At 63.1% G+C, this 15,070-nt stretch carries 15 protein-coding genes; 9 read left to right on the top strand and 6 right to left on the bottom strand.

Translation table 11 applies throughout. The annotated features are described in order from the left end of the window. Positions 1-1,106: glutamine--tRNA ligase (glnS, locus tag IV091_RS02275; protein ID WP_293464529.1), on the bottom strand; the 1,106-nt coding region annotated here is incomplete at its 3' end. A gap of 126 nt (positions 1,107-1,232) precedes the next feature. Here glnS and IV091_RS02270 point away from each other — a divergent pair. Continuing rightward, on the top strand, positions 1,233-1,694 hold the full coding sequence (locus IV091_RS02270; RefSeq protein ID WP_293464527.1) for a hypothetical protein: 462 nt from the start codon (positions 1,233-1,235) through the stop codon (positions 1,692-1,694). A 239-nt stretch (positions 1,695-1,933) separates the two neighbouring features. On the opposite strand, the gene prpR is transcribed toward IV091_RS02270, so the two are convergent. Continuing rightward, positions 1,934-3,877, bottom strand: a complete 1,944-nt coding sequence (gene prpR / locus IV091_RS02265) for a propionate catabolism operon regulatory protein PrpR (protein WP_293464525.1) — start codon at positions 3,875-3,877, stop codon at positions 1,934-1,936. Positions 3,878-4,102: 225 nt separating this feature from the next. Here prpR and IV091_RS02260 point away from each other — a divergent pair, with 225 nt between their 5' ends. The 4 genes from IV091_RS02260 to IV091_RS02245 are packed head-to-tail and all read left to right on the top strand — an operon-like array spanning position 4,103 to position 7,874. Further along, the gene (locus IV091_RS02260; protein ID WP_293464523.1) at positions 4,103-5,095 is read left to right on the top strand and encodes a tripartite tricarboxylate transporter substrate binding protein; all 993 of its coding nucleotides are present in this window, start codon (positions 4,103-4,105) and stop codon (positions 5,093-5,095) included. Between the two features lie 49 nt (positions 5,096-5,144). Then, a complete protein-coding gene (locus IV091_RS02255) occupies positions 5,145-6,431 on the top strand; it encodes an aconitase/3-isopropylmalate dehydratase large subunit family protein (RefSeq protein ID WP_293464521.1) in 1,287 nt (428 codons plus the stop codon). Beyond that, positions 6,424-6,939, top strand: coding sequence for a 3-isopropylmalate dehydratase (locus IV091_RS02250; protein ID WP_293464519.1), 516 nt, complete (start codon positions 6,424-6,426; stop codon positions 6,937-6,939). The genes IV091_RS02255 and IV091_RS02250 overlap by 8 nt, the downstream gene beginning before the upstream one ends. Beyond that, complete coding sequence (locus IV091_RS02245; protein WP_293464517.1) at positions 6,936-7,874, top strand: isocitrate lyase/phosphoenolpyruvate mutase family protein; 939 nt, start codon at positions 6,936-6,938, stop codon at positions 7,872-7,874. The genes IV091_RS02250 and IV091_RS02245 overlap by 4 nt, the downstream gene beginning before the upstream one ends. 127 nt (positions 7,875-8,001) lie before the next feature. Here the strand turns inward: IV091_RS02245 and IV091_RS02240 are convergent, their stop codons facing one another. The 3 genes from IV091_RS02240 to IV091_RS02230 all read right to left on the bottom strand — a co-directional run bounded on the left by IV091_RS02240 (position 8,002) and on the right by IV091_RS02230 (position 10,362). Continuing rightward, the gene (locus IV091_RS02240) at positions 8,002-8,586 is read right to left on the bottom strand and encodes a DUF3455 domain-containing protein (RefSeq protein ID WP_293464515.1); all 585 of its coding nucleotides are present in this window, start codon (positions 8,584-8,586) and stop codon (positions 8,002-8,004) included. Positions 8,587-8,883: 297 nt separating this feature from the next. Next, on the bottom strand, positions 8,884-9,438 hold the full coding sequence (locus IV091_RS02235) for a DUF3455 domain-containing protein (protein ID WP_293464513.1): 555 nt from the start codon (positions 9,436-9,438) through the stop codon (positions 8,884-8,886). Positions 9,439-9,723: 285 nt separating this feature from the next. Next, complete coding sequence (locus IV091_RS02230) at positions 9,724-10,362, bottom strand: DUF2726 domain-containing protein (RefSeq protein WP_293464511.1); 639 nt, start codon at positions 10,360-10,362, stop codon at positions 9,724-9,726. A 161-nt stretch (positions 10,363-10,523) separates the two neighbouring features. Here IV091_RS02230 and IV091_RS02225 point away from each other — a divergent pair, with 161 nt between their 5' ends. Beyond that, on the top strand, positions 10,524-11,249 hold the full coding sequence (locus IV091_RS02225) for a 16S rRNA pseudouridine(516) synthase (RefSeq protein ID WP_293464509.1): 726 nt from the start codon (positions 10,524-10,526) through the stop codon (positions 11,247-11,249). Positions 11,250-11,320: 71 nt separating this feature from the next. Here the strand turns inward: IV091_RS02225 and IV091_RS02220 are convergent, their stop codons facing one another. Next, positions 11,321-12,100, bottom strand: coding sequence for an alpha/beta hydrolase (locus IV091_RS02220; protein ID WP_293464507.1), 780 nt, complete (start codon positions 12,098-12,100; stop codon positions 11,321-11,323). A 171-nt stretch (positions 12,101-12,271) separates the two neighbouring features. Between IV091_RS02220 and IV091_RS02215 the strand changes: the two genes are divergently transcribed. Genes IV091_RS02215 through IV091_RS02205 form a run of 3 tightly spaced genes read left to right on the top strand, consistent with a single transcriptional unit; the run spans position 12,272 to position 15,022 of the window. After that, positions 12,272-13,243, top strand: a complete 972-nt coding sequence (locus tag IV091_RS02215) for a beta-propeller fold lactonase family protein (protein WP_366806973.1) — start codon at positions 12,272-12,274, stop codon at positions 13,241-13,243. Beyond that, a complete protein-coding gene (locus IV091_RS02210; RefSeq protein WP_293464506.1) occupies positions 13,227-14,042 on the top strand; it encodes a polysaccharide deacetylase family protein in 816 nt (271 codons plus the stop codon). The genes IV091_RS02215 and IV091_RS02210 overlap by 17 nt, the downstream gene beginning before the upstream one ends. 20 nt (positions 14,043-14,062) lie before the next feature. Further along, positions 14,063-15,022, top strand: a complete 960-nt coding sequence (locus IV091_RS02205) for a sterol desaturase family protein (protein ID WP_293464504.1) — start codon at positions 14,063-14,065, stop codon at positions 15,020-15,022. Positions 15,023-15,070 lie beyond the last annotated feature (48 nt).

Below are 15,070 nucleotides of genomic sequence, written 5' to 3'. Positions count from 1 at the left end.
TCGGCAAACAGCTGAATCGCCTCGGGCGTGTAGCCGCGGCGGCGCAGGCCGACGATGGTGGGCATGCGCGGGTCGTCCCAGCCGCTGACTTTGTGGTCGTACACCAGCTGCGCGAGCTTGCGCTTGCTGGTGACCACATAGGTGAGGTTGAGGCGGGCAAATTCGTACTGCCTGGGGGGCGGGGCGCTCAGCAGGCCGCCGATGACACGTCCATCGGAAAGCGTGACCGTTTCCGAGAGGCGCTCCAGCAGCCAGTCGTAAAACGGGCGCTGGTCTTCAAACTCCAGCGTGCACAGGCTGTGGGTGATCTGCTCCAGTGCGTCCTCAATCGGGTGGGCAAAGGTGTACATCGGGTAGATGCACCATTTGTCGCCGGTGTTGTGGTGGGTGGCGCGGCGAATGCGGTAGATGGCCGGGTCGCGCAGGTTGATGTTGGGGCTGGCCATGTCGATTTTGGCGCGCAGCACCATGGAGCCGTCTTCATGTTTGCCATCGCGCATTTCGTGAAAGCGTGCGAGGTTTTCGGCTGCGGTGCGGCTGCGGAAGGGGCTGTCGACACCGGGCTTGCCGAAGTCGCCGCGATTGATGCGCATCTGCTCCACGGTTTGCTCGTCCACGTAGGCATGGCCGGCTTCAATCAGCTGCTCGGCTGCGCGGTACATGAAATCAAAGTAGTCGCTGGCCTGGTAGAGGTTGCTTTCAGCGCCGTTTTCCCAGCCGAAGCCCAGCCACTGCACGGCATCCTTGATGCTGTCGACGTATTCGGTGTCTTCTTTTTCGGGGTTGGTGTCGTCAAAGCGCAGGTGGCACACGCCGCCGTAGTCGCGCGCCAGGCCAAAATTGATGCAGATGCTTTTGGCGTGGCCAATGTGCAGGTAGCCGTTGGGCTCGGGCGGAAAGCGCAGGCGCACCTTGGCGGCGTCCAGCGGGCCGGCCGCGTGGTGGGCGGCGTCGCCGGGGCTGCCGCCCCAGCGCCGGCTGGCGTAGGTGCCCTCAAGCAGGTCTTTTTCAATGATCTGCCGCAGGAAGTTGCTGGGCTTGTGGGTTTCTTTGTCGGCGGCAACAGGGGCTGCGGTGGCGGCTTTGGAGGGGGCTGGGGAGGTCATGCGGTGATTCTAGGCCGTTGCAGCTTACGTTTGGCTACGCTCTTCACTGTGCAAACGGTAGGCGGTAACGCTGCTCCCGCGTTTAATACCTGCATGGGCACTTCCCGCCCTGATTAGGAGAAACAGATGAAGACAGCTATCAAGTCAAACCGCTCGATCATGCTGGGCAGTGCCACCGCCGCACTGGCCGTGGTTGCCATGGGCTTTGCGGGCGCTGCGCAGGCCAGAGACGATGTGTACTGGTCGGTGGGCGTGGGCTCTCCGGGTGTGTCCGTGAATCTGGGCAATGCGCAGCCGATCTACTCGCAACCAGCGCCGGTGTACTACCAGCCCGCGCCGGTTTACGTGCAACCTGCACCGGTTTACTACCAGCCGCGTCCTGTGTATGTCAGGCCCGCCCCCGTTTATTTCGCCCCGCAGCCGGTTTACTACGGACATCCGGGTCGTGGTCACGGGCGCCGTCATGGCCGCGGCGAACAGTACATGCAGGCGCCCCAGCAGGGTTATGGTGGGGGCTATTACGGGCCGGTGACGCAGGTGGATTACGACCGGGGTGACCGGGGTGGCCGATACGGTGACCGCCGCTAAGGATCTGGCAAACAATAACTTCCCGTCATTCCCGCGTAGGCGGGAATCCAGCAACCCGGATTGAAAGCTCCAACGAGTCTGGATACCCGCCTTCACGGGTATGACGCAGGGAAGTTATTACTGACCGTATCCTAAACAGGCCTGAGCCACTCAAAAAACCTGCCTTGTGCAGGTTTTTTGCTTTGCCTTGGCGCACCACCAAGCCATTGAAGGGTGACCGTGTCGCAGCGGGTCCGGCCTCAAGTCCGCAGCTTTCGCCAAAGCGTGGTGCGGCTGATGCCCAGCGCGCTTGCTGCGGCGTCCCGGTCGCCGCCGGCGGCTTGCAATGCGGCCTGAATTCGCTGGTTTTCGTCCTGGCGGCGCAGTTCGGTCAGTGAACCCGCCGCAGGGCTGGCCGTCGCGGCAATACGCAGGGCACCATAGCCCAGCAGCGCGACAACTTCCTCCAGCGCCGGCGCAGCCTGTGCCATCAGGCAGGCCATGGCGATGCGTTCTGCCACATTTTCAAGCTCGCGCACATTGCCGGGCCAGTTGTGCTTTTGCAACGCCGGCATGGCGGTGCGCAGTACCTGCGGCGCCAGGTGACCCATGCCTGCGCGTTCCAGGGCAGCGGGCACCAGGCCGGCCGCCAGGGCTTGCACGTCTTGCGGCCTGTCGCGCAGGGGCGGCAGCACCACCTGCAGTATGTGGATGCGGTAGAAAAGGTCTTCCCGAAAACTGCCCAGCCTCACCATGGCCGACAGGTCGCGGTGGGTGGCGGCCACGATGCGGACATCCACGGGAATGGTGTCTACCCCGCCGACGCGGGTGATTTCCTTTTCTTGCAGCACGCGCAGCAGACGGGTTTGCAGCAGCAGGGGCATTTCGCCGATTTCGTCCAGGAACAGCGTGCCGCTGTTGGCCGTTTCAAAAAGACCGGCCTTGCCGTGCCTTCTTGCGCCCGTAAACGAGCCTTCTTCGTAGCCAAAAAGCTCGGTCTCCAGCAGATTTTGCGGAAAAGCGCCGCAATTGGTGGCGACAAACGGCTGCTGCCTCCTTCTGCTGGCCTCGTGAATGCCTTGGGCGACCACCTCCTTGCCGGAGCCGCTTTCGCCCTGGATCAGCACTGTCGCGTCGCTGTTTTTCGCCAGCACGTCGCAGCGCCTGACGAGTTCCTGCATTTGCGGCGATACCGCCACGAGCTGGTCAAGCGTGTAGCGCGCCGAGCGTGACCGCCTGTGGCTGTGGGCGCGCAGCCGGCTGACGGCGTTTTCCATGGGGCCCGGTGCGTGCAGCGTAAAAACGGCCCCGGTTTGCTGGCCTGCGTCATGCAGCGGCACGCAATCCACCACCAGCGAGCGGCCCATCAACTCGTCGACCCGGCCCAGTTCTGTCGAGCCTTGCGTCAGCACGGTGCCTGGCTCCAGGCCGGCAAATATTCGCTGCAGCGGTGCGCCCAGCGCGCCGTCAATCGGCCGCCCCACCATGCGCGCGGCCGCCGGGTTGAGGGTGGTGATGCGTCCGGCCATGTCGATGGCCACTACGCCGTCGCTCAGGTGGCGCACCACGGAGTCGAGCTGCGTATGCCGCGATTTCTGGTCGCGTTGCGCCACCGCGATGGCGATGGCGTCTTCCATGGCGTCCCGAACCGAGTCGGTGGAATAAAGAAACACGCCCGCCAACCCGGCCTGCTGCGCCAGGCTGGCCACCATGCCGGCGCCCACCACCACCTCAATGCCCAGGCCCGCAAGCTCCTGAATGCGGTAGAACGCGTCATCGGCGGTTTCATAAGATCGGAATTCCAGCGCAATGCCAAAGCGATCTGCAAAGCGGCGCAGCTCGGGCGACACGGCCCGGTGCAGCACCACCGCAATCCGGCTGGACAGCGCCCGGGCATTGCAAAGCGCCGTCATCAGGTCATAGCCACCGACCTTGACCATGACGACCGGAACCGCCAGGTGGCTGCGCAGGTAGGCGCCGTTGGAGCCCGACGCCACCACCACGTCGCAGGCCTGCTGCGCAAGCTGTTCGCGCAGGTGGGCCACGGCCTCGTCAAAGGCAAGGTGCGCGACCTGGATGCGGGCACGCGACGCAAAGTCAGAGCCTACGGCGCGGAAGGTATCCACCAGCCGGTGGCCGCTGATGGCCCAAATCATGGGGTTGCTCTGGGCAGGCTGGAACGCGGAGGTGGCAATCTTGGGCATGGCAAAGGCGTTTCAAAATGGCGGTGATGTTTCAATTATGAAATAAATTTATTTCAAATATGAAACGACGCAGAGGCCGGCATGCTGGCTTCCGGCAAAAAATCCTTTGAAATCATTGCTCAATTCACGGCCTTGCCCCGCTGCGTTGCATGGCACGCATGTTGCTAAATCACATTCAAACCCGCGCATCCAGGCGGTCCGTAAAAAAAACCAGGAGACAAAGACATGAAGATTCCAGGCCGCATCGCGGTGGCGCTCTGCACCGCATTTTCAGTCGTGACGATGTCCGCATCGTCATCCGTATTCGCCGCAGACACCGACCCCTTTCCCAACCGTCCTGTCAAGCTGCTGGTGGGTTTTGCACCCGGCGGCAGTTCCGACACGGTGGCGCGCATCATGGCGCCGCGTCTGGCGGCTGCGCTTAAACAAAGCGTGGTGATTGACAACAAACCCGGCGCGGGCGGCAATATTGCTTCGGATTTCCTGGTCAAGTCGCCGCCCGACGGCTACACCATCATGCTGGGCACGATTGGTTCGCTGTCGGTCAACCAGCACCTCAACAAACTCAGCTACAACCCCTTGACCGACATGGCGGGTTTGTCGATGGCGGTGGTATTCAGCAATGTGCTGGTGGTCAACGCCTCAAGCAGCATCCGCACGCTGGAAGACTATGTCAGTCAAGCCAGGTTGCCGGAGTCAAAACTGTCTTTCGGCTCGTCAGGCATAGGCGGGAGCGGGCATCTGGCGGGTGAATTGTTGAAGTCAGCCGCAGGCCTGAACAACCAGCATGTGGCCTACCGTGGCGGCGCACCGGCCATGAACGACCTGCTGGGCGGCGTGCTGTCGTCCATCTTTTCCAGCCCCACCGATGCGCTGCAGTTCATTCAGTCGGGCAAGCTGCGGCCCATCGCCACCACGGGCAGCAAGCGGCTGGAGGCGCTGCCTCAAATACCCACCATTGCGGAGTCGGGTTACCCCGGTTTTGAGGCGATCAACTGGTATGCGTTCACAGCGCCGCAGCGCACGCCGCCAGAGGCTGTGCAGCGGCTCAATGCCGCCATCGTGGCCACCTTGAATGACCCGGCCATCGTGGCGCAACTGCGCAAGCTGGGCCTGGATCCCGCACCCTCGACACCCGAGGAGACGATGGGTTTCATGCGCAAGGAAAGTGACAAGTGGGGCGCAGTGGTGCGCAAATCGGGGATCAAGGTCGAATAAGCCAAATCAAGCCCGAATTTCAGGCGGACGACATCAACCTACACACACTATGAGTTCAACCATTGCAGAAAAAATCCTGGCCCGCCGCGCCGGGCTGGCGCAGGTCAGGGCAGGGGACATCGTCATTGCCAAGGTGGACTTTGCCATGGTGCACGATGCCCGTGCGCCCAACACCCTGCGCATGGTCGACAAAATGGGCGCGCAGCGCTTGCCTTTTGCCCGCAAAACCGCCTGGGTGCTAGACCACTACTCGCCGCCGCCCACGCTGGAAGCGGCGCAAACCCACACCGCCATGCGGCGTTTTGCCGACGAGCAGGGCAGCGTGCTGTATGACATTGGCGACGGCATTTGCCACCAGGTGCTGCCGGAAGGCGGCCACCTGACCTGCGGCGACCTGATTGTGGGCACCGACACGCATTCAACGACTTACGGGGCATTCAACGCATTTGGCACCGGCATTGAAGGCACGGACGTGACGGCCGTGATGTCGACCGGCAAGGTCTGGCTGCGGGTGCCCGAGTCGGTTCGGGTCCAGCTTAACGGCCGCCTGCAGCCCGGGGTGTGGGCCAAGGACATCACGCTTTACATGCTGGGCCGCTTCGGCGCGGAGGGCTTGAACTACCGCGCGATTGAATATGTGGGCGCCGCCGTCAGCGCCATGGAAATTGATGACCGCATGACGCTGGCCAACCACGCCGCCGAGCTGGGCGCCAAGGCCGCGCTGCTGGAGGCTGACGAGAAAACCTTTGCCTGGCTGGCAGCGCATGGCGCCAAAGCGCCGCAGCCAGTCAGCGCCGACGCCGATGCGGTGTACGCGCAACGCATTGAAATTGACGCCTCGGCGCTGGCGCCGCAGGTTGCGCGCAAGGACGCGGTGGACGACATCGTCGCGGCATCCGAAGTGATTGGGAAAAAGATCAACTTTGCCCTGATAGGCACTTGCACCAACGGCCGGCTCGACGACATTCGCCAGGCCTCCGCCATTTTGAAGGGCCGGCGGCTGGCCAGGGGCGTGCGCATGATCATTACACCGGCTTCGCGCCAGATCTACCTGGCTGCCGCGCGCGAGGGTTTGATTGAAGCGCTGACCGAAGCGGGCGCCTCGTTTGAGGCGGCCGGCTGCGGCACCTGCGTGGGCATCACCAACCACCTGATTCCGGGCGACCGCGAGGTCGTGGTTTCAAGCGCCAACCGCAACTTCAAGGGGCGTCTGGGCAACCATGACGCAGAAATATGGCTGGGTTCGGCCGCTACGGTGGCGGCCTCCGCGCTGACCGGCTACATCACCGACCCGCGCACCGTGGCGGGCGGGCAATGGGAGGCAACGCATGTCTGATTATTCAAGCGACGCCATCCGGGGCTGTGCCTTTGTGCTGGGCGACGATGTCAATACCGACCTGAACTGCTCGGGCAAGTATTTACCCGGAAAAGACGAGGCTTACATTGCGGCCCAGGCTTTCGAGGCGGTTTGCCCTGGTTTTGCCGCGCGCTTTACGCCGGGCGGCGTGATTGTGGCGGGCAAGCACTTCGGCATCAATTCATCGCGCGAGCAGGCCGTGCACATCCTGCGCCGCATGGGGGTGGCGGCCATTGTGGCGCCGTCTTTCGGCCGCCAGTTTTTCCGCAATGCCATCAACAACGGTTTGCCGGTGCTGGAGTGCGACACCAGCGGAATCAGCGAGGGCGACGCCCTGGTGCTCGACTTGAGCGGCCAGGTGCTCACGGTGGCAGGTGCCGCCAAGCGCCCGCTCCCCGCCATGCCTGCCGCCATACGCGCCATCCTGCGTGAAGGCGGTCTGATCCCCTTTTTGGCCAAGTACCCCAACTGGGAGTTGCCTGCATGAGCGCGCACGAAAATACACGGAGCGTGTCCACGGGCGCAGGGCGCACCAGCCGCTTGCGCCAGGCGTTGCGCCAGCGTTTGGCCCATGCCGGGCGCACGGCCCCGACGCTGATAGCCCCTGGTATCTATGACGGCTACGGCGCGCGCATGGTGGCGCTTGCCGGGTTTGAGGCCGCCTACATGACCGGAAACGGCGTTTCAGCGTGCCTTCTGGGCCGCCCTGATGTGGGGCTGGTGGACTTGTCGCTGATGTCCAGCCATGCCGGGAATGTGGCCGCATGCGTGGACATTCCCCTGATCTGCGATGCCGACACCGGCTATGGCGGCGTGGTGGCCGTCAGGCGTACGGTGCAGGCGTTTGAGGCCGCGGGCGTTGCCGCCATTCATATTGAAGACCAGCTGTCGCCCAAACGATGCGCCCAGTTGCCCGGCGCGCGCGAGGTGCTGCCTTTCGAGGCCGCTGTTGCAAAAATAGGGGCAGCGGTGGCGGCGCGGGACGACGCCGATTTTCTGGTCATCGCCCGCACCGACAGCGCCGCGTCGTGTGGCGTGGGGGAGGCCATACGCCGGGCCCAGGCCTTTGAGCGGGTAGGCGCCGGTGCGGTGTTTGTCGAACTCAAGGGCCACGCCGGAATTCTGGAAGACATTCGCCGGGTGGCTGACGCCTTGGCCATCCCGTGCATGGTCAATATCGATGCGGGCGGCCCGCTGGCCGGCCTGCGCAGCGACCAGTTGCACACCCACGGCATCGCCATCGCCATCTACCCGGCCCTGTTGCGCAATGCATTGGGTTTTGCCATGCGCGACGCCCTGCAGCACCTGCGGCTGGACGGCAACACCGAGGCCGTGCGTCCCCGCATGCTGAGCAGCCAGGAGTACAACGACTGCCTGGGCCTGCCGGAGGTGGAGGCGTGGGAACAGCGCTTTCCCGCGTAAAAAAGCCCGCTCGCCGGTCCATAAAAAAGGCCCGCAAACCTGGTTGGTTTGCGGGCCTTTTGTCATGGCCGCCTTGCAGCCACGCGTGCGTCAGAGGTCGCGGCTCGCGCTGCTGCCTGGCGGGCGCTTAAGCCGCTTTCCAGAAAATGTAGTCAGCCTGGTAAGGTCGGGTCAGCTTGTCGCCCATGTCGACCTGGTTGCAGGCCTTGCTCAGGTCCTGGCCGCCCTTGGTCTTGATGCGCTGGATGTAGGTCACGTTTTGCAAAATGCCTGGCGCGGCATCGGGGGTGCCCTTGGACAATTGGTTGGCGATGTTGGTTTCGCCTACACGCGGCGCAAGGGCAATCTGGGTGCCGACCACGCGGGAGCCGTCAACGTGGCTCCAGGTGGCGGGTGGGCCAGAATATTTCACGACCAGCTTGCCGGTGCGGTCAAGCAAGTCGGCCTGCGGCGTCACCAGCACCCAGCCGGTGGTGGTGGCTGTGGTGGCTTTGCATTCGTAGGTGAGGATGCCGGTGGCGGTGGTTTCAAGCGCCACGACGTTGCCTGCAGGCACCTGGATTTGCGCATCGAGCGTGACCTGCGAGTATTCCTTGGGCGGTGGTTTGATGCTGGAGCAGGCTGCCATCAGGCCGACCGTGCCGGTGACCACGGCCAGCGTGACGGCTGCGCTTTTGCCGTAGGCCCAAAGGGTGTTGTGTGTAGTTTTCATGCAGTTCCTGAAGTTGTTGTTGCATTTTTATTACAACCTCACACCGCAAGCGCGGCTGTAGGACGCCAGACGCAGTTCTTGCCAGCGCAAAGCCGGTGACGGGCGGCTTGGGTGCGATGCATAAAAAGGCCAGCAGACTCCGCCTGTTGCGGGTTCTGCGGGCCTGAAGACCGGTGCGACTTTTACGCCATCGCGGGTTTCTCACCCGGAACGTCAGCGGCGCATGTTCCGAAAATCATGGGGCACGTTCTAAGGCGTCAGGCTTGGCGGGTGTCCGTTGGCGCCGGCCGCGTGGCGTTACATAGCCTTGTAAAAAATGTAGTCGGCCTGGTACTTCACCGTTTGCCTGGCGCCCATGTTGCCTGCAGCGCACGGCGTGACGGGGGCTACGCCACCCCGGGTGTCGACGCGCTGGATGTAGGTGACGCCGCGCATGGCGCCGCTGCCCATGGCAGGGTTGCCCTTGACCAGCTGTGACGGAATGTTGCCCATGCCGTTGGGAGCCACCGCCACCTGGGTGGCGGTCAGCCTGGAGCCATCCATGCTTTCCCAGGTGGCGGGCGGGCCGTAGTACTTGCCCACCTGTTTGCCGCTGCGGTCATTGAGCGTGGCTTCGGGCCCTGCAAAGACCCATTCGAACTGGCCGGCCATGTCTTTTTTGGCGCTGCACTGGTAAGTGATTTCGCCCACGCCCACGGTTTCCATCGCGACCTTGTGGCCGGCGGGCACCTGGACGGCGGCGGGCAGCATGGCTTGTGAATACGTGGGCATCATGGGCGCCATGCTGCCGCAAGCGGCGAGCAGGGATAAGAGCAGTGCGGAAGCTGGGACGGCGGCGGTGCGTGAGATCATTTTTTACTCCTGGATTTGAAGGCGGCGGCTTGGCAAGCCGGCGGGGGCAAGACGCCTGCAGCCCGTGCGTTGCGTGCTTGGCTGCTGTCGTCTTGCAAGCTATACGCAGCGTCAGGCGGGAGTGGATTCAAAAAAAACAGCGCCATGCGTCCTGGGACCGGGCTTGATGGTCTTGGCGCCCGCGTGGCGCCGCCCGAGTTGCCTCAAGTCCGCCAAACGCCGGTCTGCCGGGGCATTTTGCGGGCCAACCCCTGCTGAGTTGACCGGGTCGCCAAGGCCGAGCCTTTAGTGCAGCCCGCCTCGGCAGCTTTCCAGCGGCATCCTGCTGCGGCTACGCTGCCCGGATTTCGGGGTGCTACCCGGGTTTGCATGGGCTGGGTGGACCTCGGTGTCATAGTCTTCGTGCTCCGATCCTCTTGCTTTGGCAACTGAGTCGCCGAGGAACTCCGCGCGAATTTTATGGGTGCTGGGAAGTCCTTCAGGCGCGAGCACGCAGTAGGCAATGCCGCACTGTGACAGCAGGCTTTGCTTGAGATGCCGGTGGCTGCTAGGCAGGCCGCGGTCACCCAGTACATCGACACAGCCAATCACCTGGCCGTCGGACCTGCAGACGGTGAGGGTGCAGTACACGCCACTGAGCACCTCGTACCAGTGCAGGCTTTGCTCTTTGGCGCTTGGCAACGTGAAACTCGTTAACGGGACCTTGATCATGACGTGGTGGTCGGAAAAACTCCGCGTCAGCCAGCGCCAGACCTTACGCTCTTCCGGGTTGGCCAGTGCGCGTGCGCTGAGCGGCCATTGCTGGGGAATCGCCCGACGCTTGCGGGCTGACTTGCTCATCCACCACTCGTAGAGCAGTGCGCCTGCAGCCGCGCCAGCGACCGCAGCGGCAAGCGGAAATATCCACACAACAAGATCGTTCAAAAGTGCACTCCCAAAGACACAATTTGTTTCCAATATACCGGGATCAATTTGTAAATCAATGGTAATTTTTCACGTAATGTGGGTTTTTCTTGTTGATTTGTAGCGCGGCTCTCTGGTCTGCAGCCCAAAGGGTCGTGGGCGACAATAGGCGGATGGTAAGCATGCATCTGGACAATATTCTTTACTCCCAGGGGTTCGGCACAAGGCGCGTTTGCGCAGGGCTGATTCAACAGGGTTTTGTGGCTGTAGCCGGCGTTCCGTGTGTGGACCCTGCTATGGAATTTGAAGTGCAGGACCTGCACTTTGCCGTGCAGGGCGTAGCGTGGGAGTTCCACGAAAAGGCCTACCTGATGCTGCACAAGCCCGCCGGGTACGAGTGCTCGCAAAAGCCCAGCACCTATCCCAGCATTTACACGCTGCTGCCCGCGCCGATTCGCCAGCGCGGTGGCGGCGCGGCGGCCGGCGTGCAGGCGGTCGGGCGGCTGGACCAGGACACGACGGGCTTGCTGCTGCTGTCGGACGACGGCAAGTTCATTCACCGCATGAGTTCACCCAAACACCATGTACCCAAGGTCTATGACGTGGTGGCCAAACATGAAGTGGATGACCAGCAGATCCAAAAACTGCTGGCGGGCGTGGTGCTGGATGATGACCCCAAGCCGGTCAGGGCGGCGGCCTGCGAAAAGACGGGCGAGTTGCAACTGAGCCTGACCCTGACCGAAGGCAAGTACCACCAGGTCAAGCGGATGATTGCCGCCGTGGGCAACCGGGTGGAGGGCTTGCACCGCGCACGCATTGGCGCGCTGCAGTTGCCGTCCGACCTCAAGCCCGGGGAGTGGCGCTGGCTGACGGCGCAGGACCTGGCCCTCATTGCCGCCAAGCCATGATTCGATTGCGGGCTCAGAAGTGTCTGTTGCCCTTTATTTGCAACAGTCAATTGCTGTAAAAAATATAGCAGTCATGCGCAGTTTTCCAGGAATTCAGTGATCGCCTGCAAGCTTGCCTCGGGCTGGTCTCGGTAGGGCGAGTGGCCGCAGCGGGCCAGCCTGACTTGCTGCGCATGCGGCACGGCCCGGGCAATTTCATCGAGTTGACGCAGGGTGCCGTAGGCGTCGTCCAGCCCCTGAATCAGCAGCAGGGGCGCACGGATGTGCTGGCACTCCGGCCGGATGTCAAAGCTGCGAAAGCCAGGCGACAGCCAGACATCGTTCCATTGCCAGAAAGCGCCGTCCACATCGTGGTGGTGGCGGGCCAGGCGCTCGCGCAGTGGTCCGCTTTCAAACGCCAGGCGCGCCTGGGCAATCGACGCAAGGGCAATGTCTTCCACCAGCACATGGGGCGCCATGGCGATGCAGGCTGAGACAGCAAACCGGCTGGCATGGAGCAGGGCAATCGTGGCGCCGTCGGAGTGGCCCAGCAGCACCGGCTCGTCAATGCGCAGTTGCTGGAGCAAGGCGGGCAGCACGTCCCAGGCTTCGCGGTGCATGTAGTCGGGCTGCAGCCGGCCCGTGCGCCGCACGTCATGCACGGCTTCAGACTGCCCGTAGCCGCGCCTTGAATAGACCAGCCCCGCCCGGCCCGTTGCCGTGCACACCGCTTGCGGCCAGTCCTGGCCGCGCTGGGCCCACAAGCTGATCGAACCGAGTCCCTCATGCAAAAAAACCAGGGGGCGCTTGTGGCTGGCGCCGGTAATACGCCGCAACTCCAGCCCGACGCCGTTTATTTCCAGAAATTTCATGCTTGCATCCTAAGCGCTGTAAACCACTTGGGTCATAGGGCGTTATTTATCGATATGAGCGCTCAAGCGGTCCGTTAAACTCAGTTGTTGATATTTGAAAGACTGCTTCTTGTGAATGTTTCTGCCCGTTTTCTAGCCGTCAGGCTGTGTGTTGTTGCCAGCCTGCTGGCTGTGAAAGCTGCTCCGGCCCTGGCGCAGCAGTCTGTCCCGGCCTCCCCGGCATTGGCCGCCGCAGCCTATCCCGTGTTTGTGCTCAATTCGCTGGAAGACAGCGTGAGCGTGATCAATCCCGTGGACTGGACCGAGACCCGGCGCATTCCCACGGGCAAGGAGCCGCACCACCTCTACATGACGCCCGACGAGAAGTCGGTCATCGTGGCCAATGCGCTGGGAGACTCCCTGACCTTCATCGACCCGCGCACGGCCGAGGTGCAGCGCACGGTGCGCGGCATTCTGGACCCGTACCAGCTGCGGTTTTCGCCCGACATGAAGTGGTTCGTCACGGTGGCCAACCGGCTCAACCACATCGACATCTACCGCTGGGACGGCAAGGAAATGACGCTGGCCAAGCGCATTTCCACCGGCAAAACGCCCAGCCATCTCTGGATTGACAGCAAAAGCACCACCATTTACGCCACCATGCAAGACAGCGACGAGCTGGTGGCTGTTGACCTGGCCACGCAAACGCTGCAGTGGCGCGTCAAAACCGGCACGATGCCGGCCGACGTGTTTGGCACACCCGACGACAAGACCTTGCTGGTCGGCCTTACGGGGGGCGACGGCGTGGAGGTGTATGACGTTTCGGTCAAGCCTGCGCGTTTGGTGAAAAAAATCCCGACCGGCCTGGGCGCGCATGCGTTTCGCGCTGCTGGTGATCGCCGCCACGTGTATGTGAGCAACCGCGTGGCCAACACCATCAGCAAGATCGACTACCAGGCCTTCAGCGTCGTGACGTCCTTTTTGGCGCCCTCGGGCCCGGACTGCATGGACGTGTCGGCCGACGGCAAGACCATCATGGTGGCCTCCCGCTGGGCCAGGAAGCTCACCGTGATCGACGTTGCCAGCGGCAAGATCGTGCGGCAAGTCAAAGTGGGTAAATCGCCGCACGGCGTCTGGACGCTGAACCATGCGGCGCGCCAGTAAAACTCGGTGTGCTATTTTTTTAATAGCTTCTCTCGCCTGTGCTACATGGGCCACGGCTCAAAATAGCTTAAAGAATAGCTGCGCCAGGCCGCTCTACCTGACGTTCGACACGGGCCACATGGACGTTGCCCCGCTGATTGCGGACGTGCTCAAGCGCCAGGACGTCAGGGTGACGTTTTTTGCCGCCAACGAGCGGACCCGGGTGGGGGATGGCAGCTTGGGCCAGCACTGGGGCCCCTGGTGGAAGGCACGCGCCGCCGAAGGCCACGAGTTTGCGTCGCACACCTATGACCACGCGTACTGGCGCGGCGATTTGCCGGGCGCCGAGCCCACGTTTCGCATCCGCCCCTCGGCCGGCAGCGACGAGGGCCGCGACCTGACCTGGAACGCGGCCAATTACTGCGCCAACATTGACCTTGCCGCCCAGCGCCTGCAGGACATCACCGGCAAAAAGCCGCTGCCGCTGTACCGCGCGCCGGGCGGCAAAACGTCACCCAGGCTGCTGGCTACTGCCAGGGCCTGCGGCTGGGCTCACGCGGGCTGGTCGCCGGCGGGCTTTCTGGGCGACGAGTTGCCGAGCGAAACCTTCAGCAACGCAGCCTTGCTGAACAAGGCGCTGAAAGACATCCGCGAGGGCGACATCCTGCTGGCCCACCTGGGCATCTGGTCGCGCAAGGATGCGTGGGCGCCGGCCGTGCTGGAGCCGCTGATCGTGGGCCTGAAAGGCAGGGGCTTTTGCTTTGAAACCCTGCGCGCCCACCCGGCTTACAAGGGCTGGATTGCCGCGCGCGGCCAATAAACACCGAAAGAGACGTCGCCGTGATTGAATGGATGCAGGACCAGTTTTCCGTGGCGCAGCAGTGGCTGTTTGAGACCGCGGTGCAGCCGCTGGCGTTTGAGCTCGGGGCCGGCAACCTGCTCGAAGTGGCTTACACCGGCACGGGCTGGCTGGTGATGGGGCTGCTGCAGATTGGCGTCCTGTTGCTGGTTATCGGGCCGCTGCAACGGCTTTGGCCCGTGGAGTCCACGACCGACCGGCGCGCCATCCGGGTGGATGTGCTCTACACCCTGATTCACCGCCTGGGACTGTTCAAGCTGGTCATGTTCTTCACGTTCGAGAACTGGCTGGAGTCGGGCATTGGCGAGTTGCGGGCGCAGGGGCTGCCCACGTTTCACCTGGACCAGCTCTGGCCCGGCGTGACCGATGGCGCGCTGCTGAGCTTTGTGCTGTACCTGGTGGTGTTTGATTTCGTGGATTACTGGTACCACCGTGCGCAGCATCATCTCAACTGGGGCTGGGCGCTGCATTCGCTGCACCATTCGCAGCGGCAGATGACGATGTGGACCGACAACCGCAATCACCTGCTGGACGACGTGCTGCGCAGCTTGATTTTTGTGGTGGTGGCGATCCTGATTGGCGTGGGCTCAGGGCAGTTCATTGCGCTGGTGGCGATCAGCCAGCTCAGCGAAAGTTTTCAGCATGCCAACTTGCGCCTGTGGTTTGGCCGGGTGGGTGAGCGGCTCTGGGTCAGTCCGCGCTTTCACCGGCTGCACCACAGCGTTGGCCTGGGCCACGAAAGCCACGGCCCGAGCACCCTGGGCGGCTACAACTTTGGTGTGCTGCTGCCCTGGTGGGACATGCTGTTTGGCACGGCCAACTTCGAGCAGCGCTACGACGCCACCGGCGTGCGCGACCAGATCGAGCAGCAGCGGGACTATGGGCGCGGTTTCTGGTCCCAGCAGTGGCTGGGCCTCAAGCGCCTGGCCGGCCGGGACTGAGCCTCTGCGTCGGGCTCGTCCGCTGTTCAATCGGGTTATCCTTCCCGT

Source organism: Polaromonas sp., assembly GCF_018780625.1.
GTDB lineage: Bacteria > Pseudomonadota > Gammaproteobacteria > Burkholderiales > Burkholderiaceae_C > Polaromonas.
This window is presented reverse-complemented; position numbering and strand designations above follow the sequence as displayed.

What these genes read in the sequence shown, in the direction of transcription:
- IV091_RS02240 (WP_293464515.1), bottom strand. Translation starts at nt 8,586, where the DNA reads ATGAAAACTACACACAACACCCTTTGGGCCTACGGCAAAAGCGCAGCC.
- IV091_RS02270 (WP_293464527.1), top strand. Translation starts at nt 1,233, where the DNA reads ATGAAGACAGCTATCAAGTCAAACCGCTCGATCATGCTGGGCAGTGCC.
- IV091_RS02255 (WP_293464521.1), top strand. Translation starts at nt 5,145, where the DNA reads ATGAGTTCAACCATTGCAGAAAAAATCCTGGCCCGCCGCGCCGGGCTG.
- IV091_RS02210 (WP_293464506.1), top strand. Translation starts at nt 13,227, where the DNA reads ATGCGGCGCGCCAGTAAAACTCGGTGTGCTATTTTTTTAATAGCTTCT.
- IV091_RS02220 (WP_293464507.1), bottom strand. Translation starts at nt 12,100, where the DNA reads ATGAAATTTCTGGAAATAAACGGCGTCGGGCTGGAGTTGCGGCGTATT.
- IV091_RS02225 (WP_293464509.1), top strand. Translation starts at nt 10,524, where the DNA reads ATGCATCTGGACAATATTCTTTACTCCCAGGGGTTCGGCACAAGGCGC.
- prpR (WP_293464525.1), bottom strand. Translation starts at nt 3,877, where the DNA reads ATGCCCAAGATTGCCACCTCCGCGTTCCAGCCTGCCCAGAGCAACCCC.
- IV091_RS02260 (WP_293464523.1), top strand. Translation starts at nt 4,103, where the DNA reads ATGAAGATTCCAGGCCGCATCGCGGTGGCGCTCTGCACCGCATTTTCA.
- IV091_RS02245 (WP_293464517.1), top strand. Translation starts at nt 6,936, where the DNA reads ATGAGCGCGCACGAAAATACACGGAGCGTGTCCACGGGCGCAGGGCGC.
- IV091_RS02250 (WP_293464519.1), top strand. Translation starts at nt 6,424, where the DNA reads ATGTCTGATTATTCAAGCGACGCCATCCGGGGCTGTGCCTTTGTGCTG.
- IV091_RS02235 (WP_293464513.1), bottom strand. Translation starts at nt 9,438, where the DNA reads ATGATCTCACGCACCGCCGCCGTCCCAGCTTCCGCACTGCTCTTATCC.